The 17992-nt window shown below is 59.1% G+C and carries 27 protein-coding genes; all 27 read right to left on the reverse strand.

The annotated features are described in order from the left end of the window. Positions 1-94: 94 nt before the first annotated feature. Positions 95-1453, reverse strand: coding sequence for an ABC transporter substrate-binding protein (locus tag AOC05_RS12740; protein ID WP_062007538.1), 1359 nt, complete (start codon positions 1451-1453; stop codon positions 95-97). Positions 1454-1506: 53 nt separating this feature from the next. Then, positions 1507-2373: a carbohydrate ABC transporter permease gene (locus AOC05_RS12745; RefSeq protein WP_062009768.1), complete on the reverse strand. Its 867-nt coding sequence runs from the start codon at positions 2371-2373 to the stop codon at positions 1507-1509. 71 nt (positions 2374-2444) lie between these two features. Next, on the reverse strand, positions 2445-3425 hold the full coding sequence (locus AOC05_RS12750) for a carbohydrate ABC transporter permease (RefSeq protein WP_186760759.1): 981 nt from the start codon (positions 3423-3425) through the stop codon (positions 2445-2447). Next, positions 3426-4166, reverse strand: coding sequence for a glycerophosphodiester phosphodiesterase (locus AOC05_RS12755; RefSeq protein WP_062007539.1), 741 nt, complete (start codon positions 4164-4166; stop codon positions 3426-3428). A 409-nt stretch (positions 4167-4575) separates the two neighbouring features. Next, a complete protein-coding gene (gene map, locus AOC05_RS12760) occupies positions 4576-5412 on the reverse strand; it encodes a type I methionyl aminopeptidase (protein ID WP_062007540.1) in 837 nt (278 codons plus the stop codon). A gap of 112 nt (positions 5413-5524) precedes the next feature. Further along, positions 5525-6085, reverse strand: coding sequence for an adenylate kinase (locus tag AOC05_RS12765; RefSeq protein WP_186760406.1), 561 nt, complete (start codon positions 6083-6085; stop codon positions 5525-5527). Positions 6086-6090: 5 nt separating this feature from the next. Further along, positions 6091-7416, reverse strand: a complete 1326-nt coding sequence (secY, locus tag AOC05_RS12770) for a preprotein translocase subunit SecY (protein ID WP_062007542.1) — start codon at positions 7414-7416, stop codon at positions 6091-6093. Between the two features lie 219 nt (positions 7417-7635). Then, on the reverse strand, positions 7636-8118 hold the full coding sequence (gene rplO, locus AOC05_RS12775; RefSeq protein ID WP_062007543.1) for a 50S ribosomal protein L15: 483 nt from the start codon (positions 8116-8118) through the stop codon (positions 7636-7638). Between the two features lie 2 nt (positions 8119-8120). Then, positions 8121-8333 carry a 50S ribosomal protein L30 gene (gene rpmD, locus AOC05_RS12780; protein ID WP_062007544.1) on the reverse strand — a complete coding sequence of 71 codons (213 nt, stop codon included), beginning with the start codon at positions 8331-8333 and terminating at the stop codon, positions 8121-8123. Beyond that, positions 8333-9040 carry a 30S ribosomal protein S5 gene (gene rpsE, locus AOC05_RS12785; protein ID WP_062007545.1) on the reverse strand — a complete coding sequence of 236 codons (708 nt, stop codon included), beginning with the start codon at positions 9038-9040 and terminating at the stop codon, positions 8333-8335. Before rpsE ends, rpmD begins: the two co-directional genes overlap by 1 nt. After that, positions 9037-9408 carry a 50S ribosomal protein L18 gene (gene rplR / locus AOC05_RS12790; protein WP_062007546.1) on the reverse strand — a complete coding sequence of 124 codons (372 nt, stop codon included), beginning with the start codon at positions 9406-9408 and terminating at the stop codon, positions 9037-9039. Before rplR ends, rpsE begins: the two co-directional genes overlap by 4 nt. 2 nt (positions 9409-9410) lie before the next feature. Then, complete coding sequence (gene rplF, locus AOC05_RS12795; RefSeq protein ID WP_062007547.1) at positions 9411-9947, reverse strand: 50S ribosomal protein L6; 537 nt, start codon at positions 9945-9947, stop codon at positions 9411-9413. A 22-nt stretch (positions 9948-9969) separates the two neighbouring features. Continuing rightward, complete coding sequence (gene rpsH / locus AOC05_RS12800; protein WP_062007548.1) at positions 9970-10368, reverse strand: 30S ribosomal protein S8; 399 nt, start codon at positions 10366-10368, stop codon at positions 9970-9972. A 103-nt stretch (positions 10369-10471) separates the two neighbouring features. Further along, complete coding sequence (gene rplE, locus AOC05_RS12805; protein WP_062007549.1) at positions 10472-11056, reverse strand: 50S ribosomal protein L5; 585 nt, start codon at positions 11054-11056, stop codon at positions 10472-10474. Then, positions 11053-11415: a 50S ribosomal protein L24 gene (gene rplX / locus AOC05_RS12810; RefSeq protein WP_062007550.1), complete on the reverse strand. Its 363-nt coding sequence runs from the start codon at positions 11413-11415 to the stop codon at positions 11053-11055. Before rplX ends, rplE begins: the two co-directional genes overlap by 4 nt. A 3-nt stretch (positions 11416-11418) precedes the next feature. Then, complete coding sequence (gene rplN, locus AOC05_RS12815) at positions 11419-11787, reverse strand: 50S ribosomal protein L14 (RefSeq protein WP_062009772.1); 369 nt, start codon at positions 11785-11787, stop codon at positions 11419-11421. 582 nt (positions 11788-12369) lie between these two features. Then, on the reverse strand, positions 12370-12666 hold the full coding sequence (rpsQ, locus tag AOC05_RS12820; RefSeq protein WP_062007551.1) for a 30S ribosomal protein S17: 297 nt from the start codon (positions 12664-12666) through the stop codon (positions 12370-12372). Then, complete coding sequence (rpmC, locus tag AOC05_RS12825; RefSeq protein ID WP_062007552.1) at positions 12663-12986, reverse strand: 50S ribosomal protein L29; 324 nt, start codon at positions 12984-12986, stop codon at positions 12663-12665. Before rpmC ends, rpsQ begins: the two co-directional genes overlap by 4 nt. A 2-nt stretch (positions 12987-12988) precedes the next feature. Next, a complete protein-coding gene (rplP, locus tag AOC05_RS12830; RefSeq protein ID WP_062007553.1) occupies positions 12989-13405 on the reverse strand; it encodes a 50S ribosomal protein L16 in 417 nt (138 codons plus the stop codon). Beyond that, positions 13406-14245, reverse strand: a complete 840-nt coding sequence (rpsC, locus tag AOC05_RS12835) for a 30S ribosomal protein S3 (protein ID WP_062007554.1) — start codon at positions 14243-14245, stop codon at positions 13406-13408. Next, complete coding sequence (rplV, locus tag AOC05_RS12840) at positions 14246-14611, reverse strand: 50S ribosomal protein L22 (RefSeq protein WP_062007555.1); 366 nt, start codon at positions 14609-14611, stop codon at positions 14246-14248. It abuts the gene before it with no gap. A 39-nt stretch (positions 14612-14650) separates the two neighbouring features. Next, positions 14651-14932 carry a 30S ribosomal protein S19 gene (rpsS, locus tag AOC05_RS12845; RefSeq protein WP_062007556.1) on the reverse strand — a complete coding sequence of 94 codons (282 nt, stop codon included), beginning with the start codon at positions 14930-14932 and terminating at the stop codon, positions 14651-14653. A gap of 12 nt (positions 14933-14944) precedes the next feature. Further along, on the reverse strand, positions 14945-15784 hold the full coding sequence (gene rplB, locus AOC05_RS12850) for a 50S ribosomal protein L2 (RefSeq protein WP_062007557.1): 840 nt from the start codon (positions 15782-15784) through the stop codon (positions 14945-14947). A gap of 30 nt (positions 15785-15814) precedes the next feature. Beyond that, entirely contained in the window at positions 15815-16120 is a 306-nt protein-coding gene (gene rplW, locus AOC05_RS12855; protein WP_062007558.1) for a 50S ribosomal protein L23, read from the reverse strand. Further along, entirely contained in the window at positions 16117-16956 is an 840-nt protein-coding gene (gene rplD, locus AOC05_RS12860) for a 50S ribosomal protein L4 (RefSeq protein ID WP_062007559.1), read from the reverse strand. The genes rplW and rplD overlap by 4 nt, the downstream gene beginning before the upstream one ends. 4 nt (positions 16957-16960) lie before the next feature. Then, positions 16961-17611: a 50S ribosomal protein L3 gene (gene rplC, locus AOC05_RS12865; RefSeq protein ID WP_062007560.1), complete on the reverse strand. Its 651-nt coding sequence runs from the start codon at positions 17609-17611 to the stop codon at positions 16961-16963. Positions 17612-17629: 18 nt separating this feature from the next. Then, complete coding sequence (gene rpsJ / locus AOC05_RS12870) at positions 17630-17938, reverse strand: 30S ribosomal protein S10 (RefSeq protein ID WP_038464699.1); 309 nt, start codon at positions 17936-17938, stop codon at positions 17630-17632. Between the last annotated feature and the right edge of the window lie 54 nt (positions 17939-17992).

The following is a 17992-nucleotide window of genomic DNA, read 5'->3' on the forward strand; positions in this document are numbered from 1 at the left end:
CCGTGCATCCCATGGTCATCTCGTATCCGTTGTCTCATACGAGTATGAGTGTACGCAGGTTCATTTCACATCAGCGGCCCGGCCATTCACTGGATCAGCTCGTCAACTTGGGTTTCACCGTCTTGGTGTAAATTCCATCCAGCTTGTCTTGAAGTGCACCCAGAGTTGTGGCGACGTCTGCCTTTTCGTTCATAATTTTCGCCGCGGCGTTCGCCATCTCCAGATCGGCACCGGGCAGGAATACCCGGCCATAGTCCTGGCTTCGGGTCACCTTCAATTGGTCCAGTGCCACCTGGATTTGCGGCGTGGTTGCCAGTACTGCCGACATGTCTGCATCCTTTCGCACCGGCATGTAGCCTGTTGCGGCCGAGAACTTTGCGGTGTTCGCCGCGTTGGTCACAAAGGAGACAAACTTTGCGGCCGCCAGCTGGCGTTCCGGGGAGGTCTTTGCGGCAATGACCAATCCGGCACCACCTGTGGGACATACTGGCGAGGCGGAAACTGCCCCGCCTGGCAGGAACCCGACACCTATGTTCACATTGGCCGTCTTGGCTGCCTTGAGCGTCCCCACCAGGTCGCCCGTGGAACTCACTGTGGCGCTGACGGCTCCGGCCGTCATATCCGACACGGCATCTTTGGAAGAAACACCGGCCCAGCCATCTTTAACAATGGTCTGCTGCACCCACGTCATGGCCTTGACCGATGCGGTCGAGTTCGCTGTCAGCTCCCACTTATTGGACCAGCCGCCGCCTTGGCCCCACAACACATTCTGCAACGTCCACCCGGCGTAGCCGGCCAGGGCCGGGTACTGGTAGGCATGCTGGTAGCCCGCATTGCCTGCGTTGGCGGCCTGGATCTTCGGAGCCCAGGTAGCAAACTCGTCCCAAGTGGTGGGGGCCCGGTCGGGCAGGCCGGCAGCCTTGAAGTGGTCCTTGTTGTAGTAGAACAACGGGGTGGAACGTGCATAGGGTACGGCCCAGTGCTTGTCTGCGTAGTTGTAGTCACCGAAGAGGGTTTCATTGAATTCTGAACTCTTGTCTCCCACCGCTGCCAGCAGGTCATCGACCGGCATCACGGTCTCGGCAATGGCGTACCGGAACCACCAAACATCGGAGGCGACAACGACGTCCGGCACATTGTTGCCGGCCTGTGCTGTCTGGAACTTCTGAGCGACTTCCTCATAGTTGGCCCCGCCGGTTACCAGGTCAACCTTGATGCCGGGGTTGGCGGCTTCAAAGTCCTTGATCAGCGCTGCCTCGATGTCACCCGATTTTCCGGGATGGCTGGACATGAACGTGATCTTGGCTGCGGGCGTCACCTTGGACCAGTCAGTGCTCGTGGTCTTGACCGCGGTGCCAGCAGTGCTGGGCCCGCCACAGGCCGCCAAGGCCGCTGTACCCAATCCCAAACCGGTGACGGCGAAGAAGTTTCTGCGATTAATTGTTTGCGACATGGTGAGTTTCTCTTTCTTTAGGGAACGGCTTATGGAAGGGAAAATTTGCTTTGTCATCCGGTGACGGAACCTTGAGTGAGCCCGTCGACGATGAAGCGCTGGAGTGCGGCGAAGATGATCAGGATGGGCACGATGACGATCACAGCTCCAGCCATGAGCACCCCCCATGCCTGCGCTGTGGAATCGCTGTTGGCGAGTAGGGTGAGGCCAACAGGAAGTGTCATCATCTCCGGCTTGTCTGTGACGATGAGCGGCCAAATGTAGTCGTTCCATTCCCCCACCACAGTCACCAACGCCACTGTTGCAATGCTGGGACCGGAGATTGGCACCACCACCTGCCACAGCCTGCGGAGGTGCCCGGCACCGTCAATTTCTGCAGCTTCCAGGATGGATGGTGGCAGTGTCAGGAAGTGTTGGCGAAGCAAGAAGGTGCCAAAGGCGGTGCCAAGTCCGGGCAGGATTATGCCCCAGTACGTGTTCAAGCCGTCCATGCCGGCGATGAAGATGTAGTTGGGCAGCACCGAAACCTGGGGTGGGACCATCAACGCCACCAGGATGGCCAAAAAGATGCTGCGCTTAAACGGGAACCGCACAAAGACCAGGGCATACGCCGTCAGAACAGCCAGGAGGCATTTGATGGTTGAGCCAACCACGGTAACCACCACGCTGTTGACAAAGAACCGGACAAACGGCACCGTGGTGGCGGCCTGCGCATAGTTCTCAAGTGTCGGATTGCGCGGCAGCACCGTGAGATCTGTGGTGATGATTTCGCCGGGCCCCTTCAGGGAGGAAAGCACCATCCAGGCCAGCGGGGCAACAACAACCAACGTGGCCAGCAGAAGCGGCAGGTAACCGGTGGCGATGGTGCGGGCCAGGTTTCTCCCCGAGAGCGCGTGGACCCGGCGACGGGGCCCTTGCAGATCCTTGCCATCCTGTGCCGGGTTTCGCGTTCCGGGGACTTGGACGTCGGTGGCAGCAGTGGTGTGGGTACTCACGCGTAGTGCACCTTTCGTTCGACGAAGCGCAACTGCAGTCCGGTCATGGTGAGCAACACCAAGAACAGCACTATCGAGATGGCAGCCGAATATCCGGCCCTGTTGTAGGCGCCAAACGCCTGCAAGTACGCCTCGAAGATGAGCGTGCCCGTGCCATTACCTGTGGGCGTCATGATCTTGATGATGTCGAAGGCTTGGAGCGAACTCAGCAGGCTGGTGATCAGCAGGAAGAAGGTAGTCGGTGACAGTAGTGGAAAGGAGACCAGGCAAAACCGCCTCAACGGCCCCGCACCATCTAGTGCCGCTGCTTCCAAGACATCTTGGGGCATAGACTGCAGGCCAGCCAGGTACACGATGGCGCAGTAGCCCAAGTTTTTCCACACGTAGACAATGATGACCATGAGCAGGGCAAGATCGGGGTCGTTGATCCATTGCGGACTGGCCAATCCAACCCCTCGCAGCACCCACGAAAGCACGCCGTAGACGGGGTCGAAGATAAACAGCCACACCATGCCCACGCCGACCCCTGATAGTACGTAGGGGGCAAACACAGCGGACCGGGCCAGTGTGCTCCCTGGAATCTTTTGATTCAGGGCCACGGCTACAAGCAAGCCCACAACCATGGATCCTCCCACGGTGGCCAGTGTAAAGATTGCGGTGGCGCCCAGCACCGATCCTGCATCCCCCGAGGTGAAGAACTCCATATAGTTGCCGAATCCAACCACCGTGGCGTCAGTAGATCCCAGGGTCCAATCCAGGGTGGAGTAGTACATGTTCGCCAGCAGGGGCCGGTAGGTGAAGAACCCGATCAGCGCCAAGTTAGGTAGTGCCATGGCCAAGAACACCCATGTGTCCCGACGGTTCCTCAGCGGCCGGTATCGCTTGCCCCGTGGCTTGTTGGGGCCAGCGAAATCCCTGCCGCGGCCGAGCGCCCGCCCCGTTACTTGCCGGGGTTGTGTTATTTGTGTGACGGCCATTTATCGGCCCAGCGGCGAGGAAGGGAGCAGGACGGGGAGCCCGTTCCGGACGAGCAGCGGGTCGTCGGTGCAGATCGCATCCACGCCGAGCTGCTGCAATTCCCTGGCCCTAGTGACGTCGTTGACGGTCCACGCCCACACCTCAAGGCCCGCGGCATGGACAGCGTCCACATCGGCCTGCTCCAGACCCTGTTCACAGACCGACACCCCATTCCCCTTGTGGGCCAGGGCAAATTCGACGGCCGCCCCAAGGGCTCCCAGCCCGGCCGGGGCAAGCGCCTGGACCGCTTCGACGAATGTCAGGGGGTAGATCCGGATGCCCGGATGTGCCCCGGCTGCGGCGGCCAGGGCCGGCCAATGGGACCCGGAAATAAAGAAGTCCAGTTCCGGCATGCCTGCCACGAGCGCCACAAGCGCCGCAACGGCGTCTGGGTCCTTGATCTCAAGGTTGACCCGAACTTTTCCGGAGGCAAGTTCCAGCACCTGGGCGAGGGTGGGCACATGCTGGCCCGCCCCGGCGTCGAGCAGGCCCAGTTGTGTGGCGGTGAAGTCCGTCAGCGGACCGGTCCCGTTGGTGGTCCGATCAACTGTGGAATCGTGAATGACCACCGGAACACCGTCGCGGGATAGGCGTACATCCAATTCGATGCCCTCGAGACCAAGGTCAACTGCCGCAGCGAAAGCGGCCAAAGTGTTTTCCGGCCAGTGCGCCGAAACCCCCCTATGGGCATAGATCCGCATGGTTGCGTTCTCCTCATTGGTCTTCCCGATGTGGAATTTTCCTGCCTCTTGGCAGGGTTCCCGACGGGTTCAACGACCAAGTTACGCAGGGGGTTCGCACTTTTGGTGTCAGCAAGGTGGACGGCGGGGAAACGAAATTAAAACAGTTGTTCCCCCGGCCCTGCGAACAAGTCGCAAGACCGGAGGAACCCGATGGGTGGCCCGAATTGTTGGGGCTAAAGTATTGGGGCTAAAGTGTTGGGCCCACGCGCCCGAGGGCCCCGATGCGAGCTTGCGAGCGTTGGGAGGGTGTGTTGGGCCCACGCGCCCGAGGGCCCCGATGCGAGCTTGCGAGCGTTGGGAGGGTGTGTTGGGCCCACGCGCCCGAGGGCCCCGATGCGAGCTTGCGAGCGTTGGGAGGGTGTGGGGATTAGCCCAGCGGTACGGGAACGACGTCCCACGGCGCAAGGCGCTCAGCCCCGCCGTCGGCCGCTGTCAGCACCCAGATGCCTTTGGCGTGCACGGCAACTGAGTGCTCCCAATGCGCTGCGCGAGCCTTGTCAACGGTCACTACCGTCCAGTCGTCGGCAAGCGTCTCGGTTGCAAGTCCACCGCGCACCAGCATGGGCTCCAAGGCAAGGCACATGCCGGGCTTGAGCTTGGGGCCGCGGTGTTTGGAGCTGTAGTTCAGGACATCCGGGGCCATATGCATGGCCGAGCCAATCCCATGACCCACATAGTCTTCCAGGATGCCGAATTCCTTACCAGGCGCCGAGGTGACGTATTCGTCGATGGAGTCGCCAATGTCTCCGACATACTTGGCGCCCGCCATCGCGGCGATACCGCGCCACATGCTTTCCTCCGTGACGTCGCTCAAGCGGCGGTCCTCGGGGTCCTCAGTGGCTGGCCCTCCCACAATGGTGGTCCGGGCGGAATCGGAGTGCCAGCCTTCGACGATGGCGCCACCATCGATGGAGATGAGATCGCCGGCCTTCAGCACGCGGGTGCCGGGAATGCCGTGAACGACCTCTTCATTAACCGAGGTGCAGATCGATGCCGGGAACCCGTGGTAGCCAAGGAAATTTGACGTGGCGCCGGCCTTCTTCAGGAGGGAGGCAAAGATCGCGTCAAGTTCCCCCGTGGTGACCCCCGGGGCGACGGCGGCTATTGTCTGATTCAGCGCGTCATCGAGAATGAGCCCGCTGCGATGCATGATGCGCATCTGGTCGATGGTTTTGTATTCAATCCGTTGCTGGCCAAACGCCATGGCAGGATCCCTTCAGTGGAAAACTCTGAGGGCTCCTCCCCACAATGCGGGAAGGAGCCCTCCTATCAAATCCGTACAACGCTCATACCAAGAACACTTTGTTGCAAGCGAACTAGACGTCCCTGATGGCGTCCATGATCCGCTTAGTGACCTCATCCATCTCGCCGAGACCGTCGACCTTGGCAAGGATGCCTCGCTCCGCATAGCGGGCAACTACAACTTCGGTCTGTTCACGGTACAGGTCAAGACGGTGTCGAATGACTTTTTCATTATCGTCGGTGCGTCCGGTTTCCACAGCCCGGCCATGCAGGCGCTTGACCAGTTCCTCGTCGTCGGCCGTCAGTTGCACGACGACGTCGAGCTTGAGCTGGGCGGCAGCAAGAATGTCATCGAGCTCATCCACCTGGCCGCTGGTGCGGGGGTACCCGTCGAGCAGGAAGCCGTTAGCGACGTCGTCCTGAGCGAGCCGGTCACGAACCATCCGGTTGGTCACGGTGTCAGGAACAAAGTCACCGTTGTCGATGTACTTCTTTGCTTCCAGACCCAAGGGAGTCTCGCCCTTGACGTTGGCACGGAAGATATCTCCTGTGGAAATGGCGACAATGCCCAATTCCGAGCAGATGCGTTCGGCCTGCGTACCTTTACCCGACCCGGGAGGTCCAATGATCAACATTCTTGTCATCGCAATAACCCTTCATAGTGGCGCTGCTGGAGCTGTGCATCAATCTGCTTGACCGTCTCCAACCCGACGCCAACGATAATCAGGATCGAGGTGCCGCCGAACGGGAAGTTCTGGTTTGCCCCGATCATGACCAAGGCAATCAGAGGAATCAGGGCGACAATACCCAGGTAGAGCGATCCCGGCAGGGTGATTCTTGAAATAACGTACTGCAAGTAATCCTGCGTGGGTTTGCCGGCACGAATGCCGGGAATGAATCCACCATACTTCTTCATGTTGTCGGAGACTTCTTCAGGGTTGAAGGTGATCGCGACATAAAAGTACGTAAAGCCGATTGTCAGCAGGAAGTACATCAGCATGTAGATCGGGTGATCGCCACGCGTGAGGTAGTTGTTGATCCATTCCACCCAACCCGGCAAGTCTGCAGAATTCGCCGGCGTGGCAAACTGTGCAAGCAAGGCAGGAAGGTACAGCATCGAGGACGCGAAGATGACCGGTATAACACCGGCCATGTTGACCTTGATCGGAATATACGTACTGGTCCCCCCCATGGTGCGTCGCCCGATCATACGCTTGGCGTACTGCACCGGGACTCGGCGCTGGGACTGTTCAACAAACACCACTAGTGCCACCACAACGAGGCCAACGGCCATGACGATCAAGAAGGTGCCCCAACCCTGGGTCTTCAAGATGGCGCCCAAGGAAGTCGGAAACTGCGCAGAAATGGCGGTGAAGATCAACAGGGACATGCCGTTGCCGACACCCTTTTCGGTGACAAGCTCGCCCATCCACATGATCAAACCGGAACCGGCGGTCAAGGTGATGATCAACAGCAAAATGGTAATCAGGCTGTCGTTGGGGATCAAGGCGCCAGGGGTGCCTGCGGCACCACATCCAGCAAAAAGTTGTCCGGAACGGGCAAGTGTCACCAAGGTGGTGGCGTTGAGCAGACCCAATGCGATGGTCAGGTAGCGGGTGTACTGAGTCAGCTTGCCCTGGCCCTGGGCTCCTTCAAGGTGAAGTTCCTGGAAACGGGGAATCACCACACGCAACAACTGGACGATGATGCTCGCGGTGATGTAGGGCATAATACCCAACGCGAAAATGGAGACTTGGAGCAAGGCGCCACCGCTGAACAAGTTCACGAGCTGATAGATGCCCTGAGAAGTGTCAGCAGCGTTCACGCACTGTTGGACGTTGCGGTAATCAATTCCTGGCGAGGGGATGAAAGCACCCAAGCGGAAGATGGCAAGGATTCCGAGCGTGAACAACAACTTGCGTCGCAGATCAGGCGTGCGAAAGGCGCGGCCAAATGCGGTAAGCAAGCGTCCTCCTGATGTGTAGTGGTTGCAATGGGTTCATAGTTGAGGCCCAAGGAAAGATTCTAGCCGGTGATCTAGCTCGCACTGAAACCGAAAGGACTCAAATACTCCGGAGTCGGTGGCAGAATACAATCCGCCAGTGACGCAAAAGACCCTTGGCGGGCGGAACGTAAGCTCCGCCCACCAAGAGTCTATTCGCTAGATGTGCGCATTTAGGACGTTTTACAGTCCGGTGGTGGTGCCACCTGCAGCAGTGATCTTCTCTACTGCGCTGGTGGAGAATGCGTGGGCCGTGATATCAACCTTGACGGTGATATCGCCGGTGCCCAGCACCTTGACGGGCTGGTTCTTGCGAACTGCACCCTTTTCAACCAGAGCCTCGACGGTGACAACGCCACCTTCGGGGAAGAGCTCGTTCAGCTTGTCCAGGTTAACAACCTGGAACTCAACGCGGAACGGGTTCTTGAAGCCACGCAGCTTCGGCAGGCGCATGTGCAGCGGCAACTGGCCGCCGGCAAAGCCAGCCTTGATCTGGTAGCGAGCCTTGGTACCCTTGGTACCGCGGCCTGCAGTCTTACCCTTGGAACCTTCACCGCGGCCAACACGGGTTTTAGCCGTCTTGGCACCAGGTGCCGGGCGCAGGTGGTGAACCTTCAGTGTATTCTGCTTCTGCGCAGTTTCTACAGTCTTCTTTTCAGCAGCCACTTCTACTTCGCCTCCTCAACCTTTACCAGGTGCGGAACCGTGTTGATCATGCCAACGGTCACTGCATCAGCCGTACGAACGACGGAGTCGCCGATGTGCTTCAGGCCCAGTGAGCGAAGGCAATCCTTCTGGTTCTGCTTGACGCCAATGACGCCCTTGGTCTGTGTGATTTCAAGCTTCTTCTCAGAAACCTGAACATTCTTCGGTGTAGTCATTACAGGCCCGCCTTTTGCATATTGCGCAACAGTACGGCCGGAGCAACCTCATCCAAAGGCAAACCGCGGCGAGCCGCAACAGCCTTGGGGTCTTCCAGTGCCTTCAGTGCAGCAACAGTTGCGTGAACAATGTTGATTGCATTGGAGGAACCCAGTGACTTGGACAGCACGTCGTGGATTCCAACGCATTCCAGGATGGCGCGGACCGGGCCACCGGCGATAACGCCGGTACCGGCGGCAGCCGGACGCAACATGACGACGCCGGCAGCGGCCTCACCCTGCACGCGGTGCGGAACCGTCTTGCCGATGAGCGGGACGCGGAAGAAGGACTTCTTGGCTTCTTCAACACCCTTGGCAATGGCTGCGGGAACTTCCTTAGCCTTGCCGTAACCGACGCCAACCATACCGTTGCCGTCGCCGACGATCACGAGAGCGGTGAAGCTGAAGCGACGACCACCCTTGACGACCTTGGCAACGCGGTTGATGTTGACAACGCGCTCGATGAACTGGTTCTTCTCGGCCTCACGGCCACCATCGCGCCCACGGCCACGGCCGCCGTCGCGACCGCCTTCGCGGCCTCCACGAGCACCGTCGCGGCCACCGCGGCCACGGCCGGCGTCAGCTGCTGCTGCGTCGGTCTTGACTGCCGCTCCGTCAGTTGCAGTTGCTTCTGACACAGTGTTCTCCTTGTTAATGTTTTCGGTCACAGTGCCAGACCACCTTCACGTGCGCCGTCAGCAATAGCTGCAACACGGCCGTGGTAGCGGTTTCCGCCGCGGTCGAAAACGACAGCTTCAATGCCGGCGGCCTTGGCGCGCTCAGCAACGAGCTCACCAATACGCTTGGCCTTGGCTGTCTTGTCGCCTTCGAAGACACGCATGTCTGCTTCCAGGGTCGATGCCGACACCAGGGTCAAACCCTGGGTGTCATCGATGACCTGCACGAATACGTGGCGGGCAGAGCGGTTGACTACCAGGCGCGGACGCGCGGTAGTTCCACTGACGCGCTTACGAACGCGCAGGTGACGACGGCCGCGTGCTGCGGCCTTGGACTTTCCTCTTACGGATAGTGCCATGGTTACTTACCAGCCTTTCCGACCTTGCGGCGGATGATTTCGCCGGCGTAGCGTACGCCCTTACCCTTGTACGGGTCGGGCCTGCGCAGCTTGCGGATGTTGGCAGCAACTTCGCCCACCTGCTGCTTGTCAATACCTGACACGGAAAGCTTAGTGGGGCTCTCAACAGTCAGTGTGATGCCCTCGGGTGCCTCAACGACAACCGGGTGGCTGTAGCCCAGAGCGAACTCCAGGTTATTGCCCTTGGCGAGTACACGGTAACCGGTGCCAACAATTTCCAGCTTCTTCTCGTAGCCTTTGGTGACACCGATGATCAGGTTGTCAATGAGGGTGCGAGTCAGACCGTGGAGTGCGCGCGAGTTGCGCTCATCGTTGGGGCGGCTAACCGTGATGGTGTTCTCTTCGAGAGCAACCGTGATGGGGCTGGCAATTGTGTGCTCCAGCGATCCCTTCGGGCCTTTGACGGAAACCAGGTTTTCTTCAACCTTGATTTCTACGCCGGCAGGCACAGAGATGGGGAGACGTCCAATACGTGACATTTTTCTTTCCCTTCTCTCTCTACTACCAGACGTAGGCGAGGACTTCCCCACCCACGCCCTTCTTGGCAGCCTGACGGTCGGTCAAAAGACCTGAAGACGTCGACAGGATAGCGACACCCAAACCACCCAAAACGTTGGGGAGGTTCGTGGACTTCGCGTAAACACGCAGTCCCGGCTTGGAGATGCGTCGCAGGCCAGCGATTGAACGCTCACGTGTGGGGCCGTACTTCAAGTCGATGGTCAGCTTCTTGCCAACTTCGGCGTCTTCAACCTTCCAGGCAGCAATGTAGCCCTGTGCCTTGAGGATGTCGGCGATGTGGCCTTTGAGCTTGCTAAACGGCATGGACACGGTGTCGTGGTGTGCCGAGTTTGCGTTGCGCAGACGCGTAAGCATGTCTGCGACAGGATCTGTCATTGTCATTTGGGCGCTTGCCCTTCCTCGTAACGGTTTCCTCCACGTGACCTGAAGACGACGGCATCATGTGCCAATGCTCCAAGCCCGCAGAACGGACCTTTTACGTAGATTATTTATCTTCGGATTTAAACGGGAAGCCAAGCGCCTTGAGCAGCGCGCGGCCTTCGTTATCGGTCTTGGCGGTGGTCACGACAGTGATGTCCATGCCGCGAACGCGGTCAATGGAATCCTGATCGATCTCGTGGAACATAACCTGTTCGGTCAGACCGAAGGTGTAGTTACCATTGCCGTCGAACTGCTTGCCGCTCAAGCCGCGGAAATCGCGGATACGGGGCAGTGCCAACGTGACCAAGCGGTCAAGGAATTCCCACATGCGGTCTCCACGCAGCGTGGCGTGGCAACCGATCGGCATGCCTTCGCGCAGTTTGAACTGGGCGATCGACTTGCGGGCCTTGGAAACCTGAGGCTTCTGGCCGGTGATGGCTGTGAGGTCGCGAACGGCGCCGTCGATGATCTTGGAGTCCTTAGCGGCTTCTCCAACACCCATGTTGACAACGACCTTCACCAGGCGCGGAACCTGGTTGACGTTCGCGTACTTGAATTCCTCTACCAGCGTCGCCTTGATTTCCGCTGCATAGCGGGTCTTCAGACGAGGCGTGATCTTAGGTGTGTTCTCTGCAACTACGGCGCTCATGCCAGATCCTTCCCCGAGGTCTTGGCAACGCGGATGCGTACTTGACGCTCGCGGCCGTCGCGCTCTACGGTTTCGATGCGGTAGCCGACGCGAGTCGGCTTCTTGGTGGACGGGTCCACCACAGCAACGTTTGAGGCGTGAATGGGTGCCTCGACGATTTCAATGCCACCAGTGTTGGTGCCACGTTCCGTCTGACCGGCCTTGGTGTGCTTGGTGACGCGGTTTACGCCTTCAACCAACACGCGGTTGGTATCGGTGTAAACCTTCAGGACCTTGCCCTGCTTGCCACGGTCGCCGCCACGTTCGGCCTTGCCACCTGTGATGACCTGAACCAGGTCACCCTTTTTGATCTTAGCCATAAGTTACAGCACCTCCGGAGCCAACGAGATGATCTTCATGAACTTCTTGTCCCGAAGTTCACGGCCAACCGGGCCGAAGATACGGGTTCCACGGGGGTCCCCGTCGCTCTTGAGAAGCACAGCGGCGTTCTCATCGAACTTGATGTAGGAACCGTCTGAACGACGACGTTCCTTCTTTGTGCGAACGATGACAGCCTTGACGACGTCACCCTTCTTTACGTTTCCGCCGGGAATTGCGTCCTTGACGGTAGCGACGATTGTGTCGCCAATGCCTGCGTAGCGGCGCCCAGATCCACCGAGAACGCGGATTGTCAAGATTTCCTTGGCACCCGTGTTGTCGGCGACCTTAAGCCGCGACTCCTGCTGAATCACTAGTGTCTCCTGTTCGTCGCGCCGGTTCTTGGCCATAAAACATCTATGGATAAGCCTTGCGGAACGTATTGATCGGGATGTCTCTCGACGTGCCTGGATTTTGCCAAAACACGCCTAAATACCTCATGCCAACTGCACTTTCCGTACCGGCAGTGCGGATAAATCCACAGTCCAGACGGCAGTTTGTAGTGGCACGAACATTTACGAGGTAATTGTGCACCTACTGCCGCTACCGAAAAACGGCGGCACAGAAAAGGCGCAGCAATAAACAATCCTAGCACGACGGCGGAACCACACGTTACGCCGCCGGCTCCCCACTGGCGTTACCTCGCGCACAATCGTCGCTCCGCATAGGCCGAAGGAGCTGCGTTCTCGTAGGCGACGTAAAGGAGACGCTAAGGCCGCCCGCGGCCGTGTGTCGGATAGTCGCCGAGAGAATGTTGCTCCTTCGGCCCACACTCGGGACCGCTCGCCTACCGCGAGCTGGCCGGCGTCGGTGGCTAAACGGCGTTGGGCCCGCCGCCACAAGTGGCAACGGGCCCAACGTTTTAGTAAACAACCACGCAAAAGTGCGTGAGTGGCTTACTTAGCCTTCTCTACGATCTCAACCAGGCGGAAACGCTTGGTAGCGGAGAGCGGGCGGGTCTCGGAGATGATGACCAGGTCGCCGATGCCGGCGCTGTTCTCTTCATCGTGAGCCTTGATCTTCTTGTTGCGTCGCAACACCTTGCCGTAGAGGGCGTGCTTTACACGGTCCTCAACTTCGACAACGATCGTCTTCTCCATTTTGTCGGAGACGACGTAGCCGCGCAGCTTCTTACGCTCGCCGCGGACAACAGTCTCCGCGCCGGCTTCATTGTTGTTTACAGAATCGCTCACTTGGCGTCCTCCTCAGATGTAACAGCCTTCTTGGAGGCCTTTTTGGCTTCCTTGTCAGCCTTCTTGGAGGCCTTCTCCACGGGTGCTGCGGCAACGACGTCCGGGCGAATGCCCAGCTCGCGCTCACGCATCACTGTGTAGATACGGGCGATGTCGCGCTTGACAACGCGCAGGCGACCGTGGCTTTCCAACTGACCGGTGGCCGACTGGAAGCGCAGGTTGAATAGCTCTTCCTTAGCCTTGCGGAGTTCTTCAACAAGACGCTCGTTGTCGAACCCGTCAAGCTGTGCGGGCGCAAGATCCTTAGATCCAACTGACATCTCTACTCACCACCTTCGCGACGCACGATGCGTGCTTTCAACGGCAGCTTGTGAATTGCCAGGCGCAATGCCTCGCGAGCTACCTCTTCTGATACGCCGGAGAGTTCAAAGAGAACGCGACCGGGCTTGACATTCGCAATCCACCACTCGGGCGAACCCTTACCGGAACCCATGCGGGTTTCGGCAGGCTTCTTCGTCAACGGACGGTCAGGGTAGATGTTGATCCACACCTTTCCGCCACGCTTGATGTGACGAGTCATGGCGATACGAGCGGACTCGATCTGGCGGTTGGTGACGTAAGCAGGCGTCAGGGCCTGAATGCCCCACTCGCCAAACGAAACCGTGGTGCCGCCAGTAGCCTGACCGGTTCGACCCGGGTGGTGCTGCTTGCGGAACTTTACTCGACGTGGGATAAGCATTTAAGCCTGCCCTCCTTCTACTACCGGAGCTGCAGTCTCTGCAACTACAGGAGCCTCAACCGCGGCAGGAGCCTCGGCGCGGTCGTTACGACGACGGTCGCCACCGGCGCGCGGGGCGCGGGCTCCGCGGTCATCGCCATCACGACGCGGGCCACGGCCACGGGCAGGGGCAGCGGCTGCCTGAGCAGCCAATTCCTTGCTCGTGACATCGCCCTTGTAGATCCAGACCTTGACACCAATGCGGCCGAACACGGTCTTGGCTTCGAAGAAGCCGTAATCGATGTTGGCACGCAGGGTGTGCAGGGGCACACGACCTTCGCGGTAGAACTCGGTGCGAGACATTTCAGCGCCACCCAAGCGACCGGCACAAGCGACACGGATGCCCTTGACACTGCCGGTGCGCTGTGCGGACTGCATGGCCTTCTTCATTGCGCGGCGGAAAGCCACACGTGAAGTAAGCTGCTCTGCGATGCCCTGGGCAACGAGCTGAGCATCAGCTTCCGGGTTCTTGACTTCCAAGATGTTCAGCTGAACCTGCTTGCCGGTGAGCTTTTCAAGCTCGCCGCGAATGCGGTCTGCTTCTGCTCCACGACGGCCGATGACAATTCCGGGGCGTGCGGTGTGGATATCCACACGTACACGGTCACGGGTGCGCTCGATCTCAACCTTGGAAATGCCGGCGCGGTCCATGCCCGTTGACATGAGTGCACGGATCTGGATGTCTTCTTTTACGAAGTCCTTGTACCGCTGACCGGGCTTGTTGCTGTCCGCGAACCAATGCGAACGGTGGTCCGTGGTGATCCCGAGACGGAACCCGTGCGGGTTTACTTTCTGTCCCACTTAGCGAGCCTCCTCTTTCTCGGGTGTAGCGACAACCACGGTGACGTGACTGGTGCGCTTCTTGATCTGGAACGCGCGACCCTGAGCACGCGGCTGGAACCGCTTCATGGTCGGGCCGTCGTCAACGAAGATCTCGCTGATGTACAGATCATTTTCGTTGAACGCGATGCTGTCGCGGTCAGCCAGAACGCGGGCGTTAGCCACTGCGGACTGGACTACCTTGAATACCGGCTCCGAAGCTGCCTGGGGGGCAAACTTCAAAATCGCCAATGCCTCATTCGCCTGCTTGCCACGAATCAGGTTGACGACGCGCCGGGCCTTCATAGGCGTAACGCGCAGATGACGCGCACTTGCCTTGGCTTCCATTGCTATCCTTCTCTCGTCTTAGCCGTAAGAGCCAAGCGCCTAGCGGCGCTTGCCCTTACGGTCGTCCTTGACATGGCCGCGGAATGTCCGCGTGGCGGCGAATTCGCCGAGCTTGTGCCCGACCATCGACTCAGTAACAAACACGGGGATGTGCTTGCGACCATCGTGTACGGCGATCGTGTGACCCAGCATGTCCGGGATGATCATCGATCGACGTGACCAGGTCTTAATAACGTTCTTGGTGCCCTTTTCGTTTTCCCTAGCTACCTTTACAAAGAGGTGCTGGTCAACGAAGGGACCCTTTTTCAGGCTACGTGGCATGTCTCCAGGCTCCTATCGCTTGTTCTTGCCAGTACGACGGCGACGAACAATTAGCTTGTCGCTCTCTTTGTTGGGACGGCGGGTACGGCCTTCGGCCTTACCGTTCGGGTTGACCGGGTGACGTCCACCGGAGGTCTTGCCTTCACCACCACCGTGAGGGTGATCAACCGGGTTCATGGCGACACCACGAACGGAGGGGCGAACGCCCTTCCAGCGCATGCGGCCGGCCTTACCCCAGTTGATGTTGGACTGCTCAGCGTTGCCGACCTCGCCGATCGTCGCGCGGCAGCGGACGTCAACGTTGCGGATTTCGCCGGAGGGCAGACGCAACTGAGCGAAGCGGCCTTCCTTGGCGACGAGCTGAACGGATGCTCCAGCGGAACGGGCCATCTTGGCACCGCCACCGGGACGCAACTCCACAGCGTGGATAACAGTACCCACGGGGATGTTGCGCAACGGCAGGTTGTTGCCAGGCTTGATGTCCGACTCGGGGCCGGCTTCAACAAAGTCGCCCTGCTTGAGCTTGTTCGGAGCGATGATGTAACGCTTGGTGCCATCAACGTAGTGCAGCAGCGCAATGCGTGCGGTGCGGTTGGGATCGTATTCGATCTCAGCAACGCGAGCGTTTACGCCATCTTTGTCGTGACGACGGAAGTCAATCAGGCGGTACTGGCGCTTGTGGCCACCACCCTTGTGACGTGTCGTGATACGACCGGTATTGTTACGGCCACCCTTTTTGGGCAGGGGACGAACCAGAGACTTCTCCGGAGTCGACCGCGTGATTTCAGTGAAGTCGGCAACGCTCGAGCCACGACGGCCCGGGGTTGTCGGCTTGTATTTACGGATTCCCATAGTATATTTCCTCGTTAAAGTGGTCTCCGCTTAGGAAAGCGGACCGCCGAAGATGTCGATTGTGCCTTCTTTGAGGGAGACAATTGCGCGCTTGGTGTTCTTGCGCTGTCCCCATCCGAATTTGGTACGCTTTCGCTTACCGGCACGGTTGATGGTGTTGACTGAGTCGACCTTGACAGAGAAAATTTTCTCCACTGCCAATTTGATCTCAGTCTTATTCGAGCGGGGGTCAACCAAGAAGGTGTACTTACCTTCGTCGATCAAGCCGTAGCTCTTTTCCGAGACGACGGGTGCAAGCACTACGTCGCGCGGATCCTTGATGGTGACGGCGCTCACTTGGCGTCCTCCTCAATCGTCTGGGCAGCTTCGCCGCCGGCGGGAACAAAGCCTGCGGCCTTGGCATCCTCAACGGTTGCGAACCAAACCTCGGCCACGGTGGCGTCATACCAGCGTGAACCAGGCACGTGGTACTTCATGGAGTCCTTGTTGCCCTTGATGGTGCCTTCGGCATCATCAGCGGCATCGCTCTCGAACACCATTTCTTCGACCAGCAGCATGCTGGAAGCGAAAGCTTCAGCAGCGGCACGGCCGGAGACGAAGACTTCGTAGGCAGCCTGGGTGAAGACGATGTCATCAGAAACAAGCACGTCGTAGGTGTTGAGCTGGTCAACGTACAGCACGTGGATGTTGGTGATGTTGCGGACGCTCAATGCTGCAACGTCGTTGGCGCGCTCGATAACAACCAAGAGGTTCTTACGATCGGAAACGCCGGCAAGAGCAGCCTTGGCAGCCTTGGTGGACGGCGTGTTGCCGGAAACCAATTGTGCAAGAACGTGGATACGGCCGTTGCGTGCCCGGTCGGAGAGGGCGCCGCGCAAAGCTGCTGCCTTCATCTTCTTGGGGGTGCGCTGGCTGTAGTCGCGAGGGGTGGGACCGTGGACAACGCCACCGCCGGTCATGTGAGGGGCGCGGATGGAACCCTGACGGGCACGGCCGGTACCCTTCTGTGCGAACGGCTTGCGGCCAGCACCGGAAACTTCGGCGCGGGTCTTGGTCTTGTGGGTACCCTGGCGTGCAGCAGCGAGCTGAGCAACGACAACCTGGTGCAACAACGGCACGTTGGTCTGAACGTCGAAGATCTCTGCAGGCAGATCAACCTTTACAGTAGCCATTTACTTATGCTCCCTTCACGGCTGTGCGTACCAGGACGACAGAGCCGCGGGCGCCGGGAACGGCACCCTTGATCAGCAGCAGCGACTTCTGCGCGTCAACACCGTGAACCGTCAGGTTCATGGTGGTTACGCGCTCGGCACCCATACGGCCAGCCATACGGACACCCTTGAAAACGCGGCCTGGGGTGGACGCGCCACCGATGGAACCGGGCTTACGGTGGTTCTTGTGAGCACCGTGAGATGCCGGAGCACCGTGGAAGCCGTGGCGCTTCATGACACCGGCGAAACCCTTACCCTTTGAAGTGCCGACGACGTCGACCTTCTGGCCGGCTTCGAAGATCTCAACGGAGAGCTCCTGGCCGAGGGTGTAGGTGTCGGCGTCTGCAGTGCGCAGCTCAACGACGTGGCGGCGAGGCGTAACGCCAGCCTTTTCAAAGTGACCAGCCAGCGGCTTGGTGACCTTGCGGGGATCGATCGCACCATAGGCGATCTGAATGGCGACGTAGCCATCAACCTCTGCATTACGCAGCTGTGTGACAACGTTTGAATCGGCCTGGACAACGGTTACAGGAACAAGCTGGTTGTTCTCGTCCCAGACTTGGGTCATGCCGAGCTTCGTGCCCAGGATGCCCTTAGAATTTCGGGTCGCGGTCATAGTTTTCTCAGCACCTCCCTACAGTTTGATTTCGATGTTCACGTCGGCCGGCAGGTCGAGACGCATAAGCGAATCCACTGCCTTGGGCGTGGGGTCAATGATGTCGATAAGACGCTTGTGCGTGCGCATTTCAAAGTGCTCGCGGCTGTCTTTGTACTTGTGAGGCGAACGAATTACGCAGTAAATGTTCTTCTCGGTGGGCAGCGGCACGGGGCCGACTACTGTTGCGCCTGCGCGCGTGACCGTCTCAACGATCTTCCGAGCCGAAACGTCAATGACCTCGTGGTCATATGACTTCAGCCGGATGCGGATTTTTTGTCCCGCCATGGCGTCGTGACTCTCTTTCCTGTAACGAAGCATCCTGAAGGGAAGCGATGCTGT

Origin of the sequence: Arthrobacter alpinus (assembly GCF_001294625.1) — a bacterium.
Taxonomy (GTDB): Bacteria; Actinomycetota; Actinomycetes; order Actinomycetales; family Micrococcaceae; genus Specibacter; species Specibacter alpinus_A.

Bases quoted from the DNA above. Each gene is read 5' to 3' on its own strand.
- map (WP_062007540.1), bottom strand. From the start codon at position 5,412: ATGGCGTTTGGCCAGCAACGGATTGAATACAAAACCATCGACCAGATG.
- rplP (WP_062007553.1), bottom strand. From the start codon at position 13,405: ATGCTTATCCCACGTCGAGTAAAGTTCCGCAAGCAGCACCACCCGGGT.
- rplF (WP_062007547.1), bottom strand. From the start codon at position 9,947: ATGTCACGTATTGGACGTCTCCCCATCTCTGTGCCTGCCGGCGTAGAA.
- rplD (WP_062007559.1), bottom strand. From the start codon at position 16,956: ATGGCTACTGTAAAGGTTGATCTGCCTGCAGAGATCTTCGACGTTCAG.
- rpsS (WP_062007556.1), bottom strand. From the start codon at position 14,932: ATGCCACGTAGCCTGAAAAAGGGTCCCTTCGTTGACCAGCACCTCTTT.
- rplV (WP_062007555.1), bottom strand. From the start codon at position 14,611: ATGGAAGCCAAGGCAAGTGCGCGTCATCTGCGCGTTACGCCTATGAAG.
- AOC05_RS12755 (WP_062007539.1), bottom strand. From the start codon at position 4,166: ATGCGGATCTATGCCCATAGGGGGGTTTCGGCGCACTGGCCGGAAAAC.
- AOC05_RS12750 (WP_186760759.1), bottom strand. From the start codon at position 3,425: ATGGCCGTCACACAAATAACACAACCCCGGCAAGTAACGGGGCGGGCG.
- rpmC (WP_062007552.1), bottom strand. From the start codon at position 12,986: ATGTCAGTTGGATCTAAGGATCTTGCGCCCGCACAGCTTGACGGGTTC.
- rpsH (WP_062007548.1), bottom strand. From the start codon at position 10,368: ATGACAATGACAGATCCTGTCGCAGACATGCTTACGCGTCTGCGCAAC.
- AOC05_RS12765 (WP_186760406.1), bottom strand. From the start codon at position 6,085: ATGTTGATCATTGGACCTCCCGGGTCGGGTAAAGGTACGCAGGCCGAA.
- rplR (WP_062007546.1), bottom strand. From the start codon at position 9,408: ATGGCACTATCCGTAAGAGGAAAGTCCAAGGCCGCAGCACGCGGCCGT.
- rpsJ (WP_038464699.1), bottom strand. From the start codon at position 17,938: ATGGCGGGACAAAAAATCCGCATCCGGCTGAAGTCATATGACCACGAG.
- rplB (WP_062007557.1), bottom strand. From the start codon at position 15,784: ATGGGAATCCGTAAATACAAGCCGACAACCCCGGGCCGTCGTGGCTCG.
- rpmD (WP_062007544.1), bottom strand. From the start codon at position 8,333: ATGACTACACCGAAGAATGTTCAGGTTTCTGAGAAGAAGCTTGAAATC.
- rplC (WP_062007560.1), bottom strand. From the start codon at position 17,611: ATGACCGCGACCCGAAATTCTAAGGGCATCCTGGGCACGAAGCTCGGC.
- AOC05_RS12740 (WP_062007538.1), bottom strand. From the start codon at position 1,453: ATGTCGCAAACAATTAATCGCAGAAACTTCTTCGCCGTCACCGGTTTG.
- rplE (WP_062007549.1), bottom strand. From the start codon at position 11,056: ATGAGCGCCGTAGTTGCAGAGAACACACCTAAGATCACGCCTCGTCTG.
- rplX (WP_062007550.1), bottom strand. From the start codon at position 11,415: ATGGCTAAGATCAAAAAGGGTGACCTGGTTCAGGTCATCACAGGTGGC.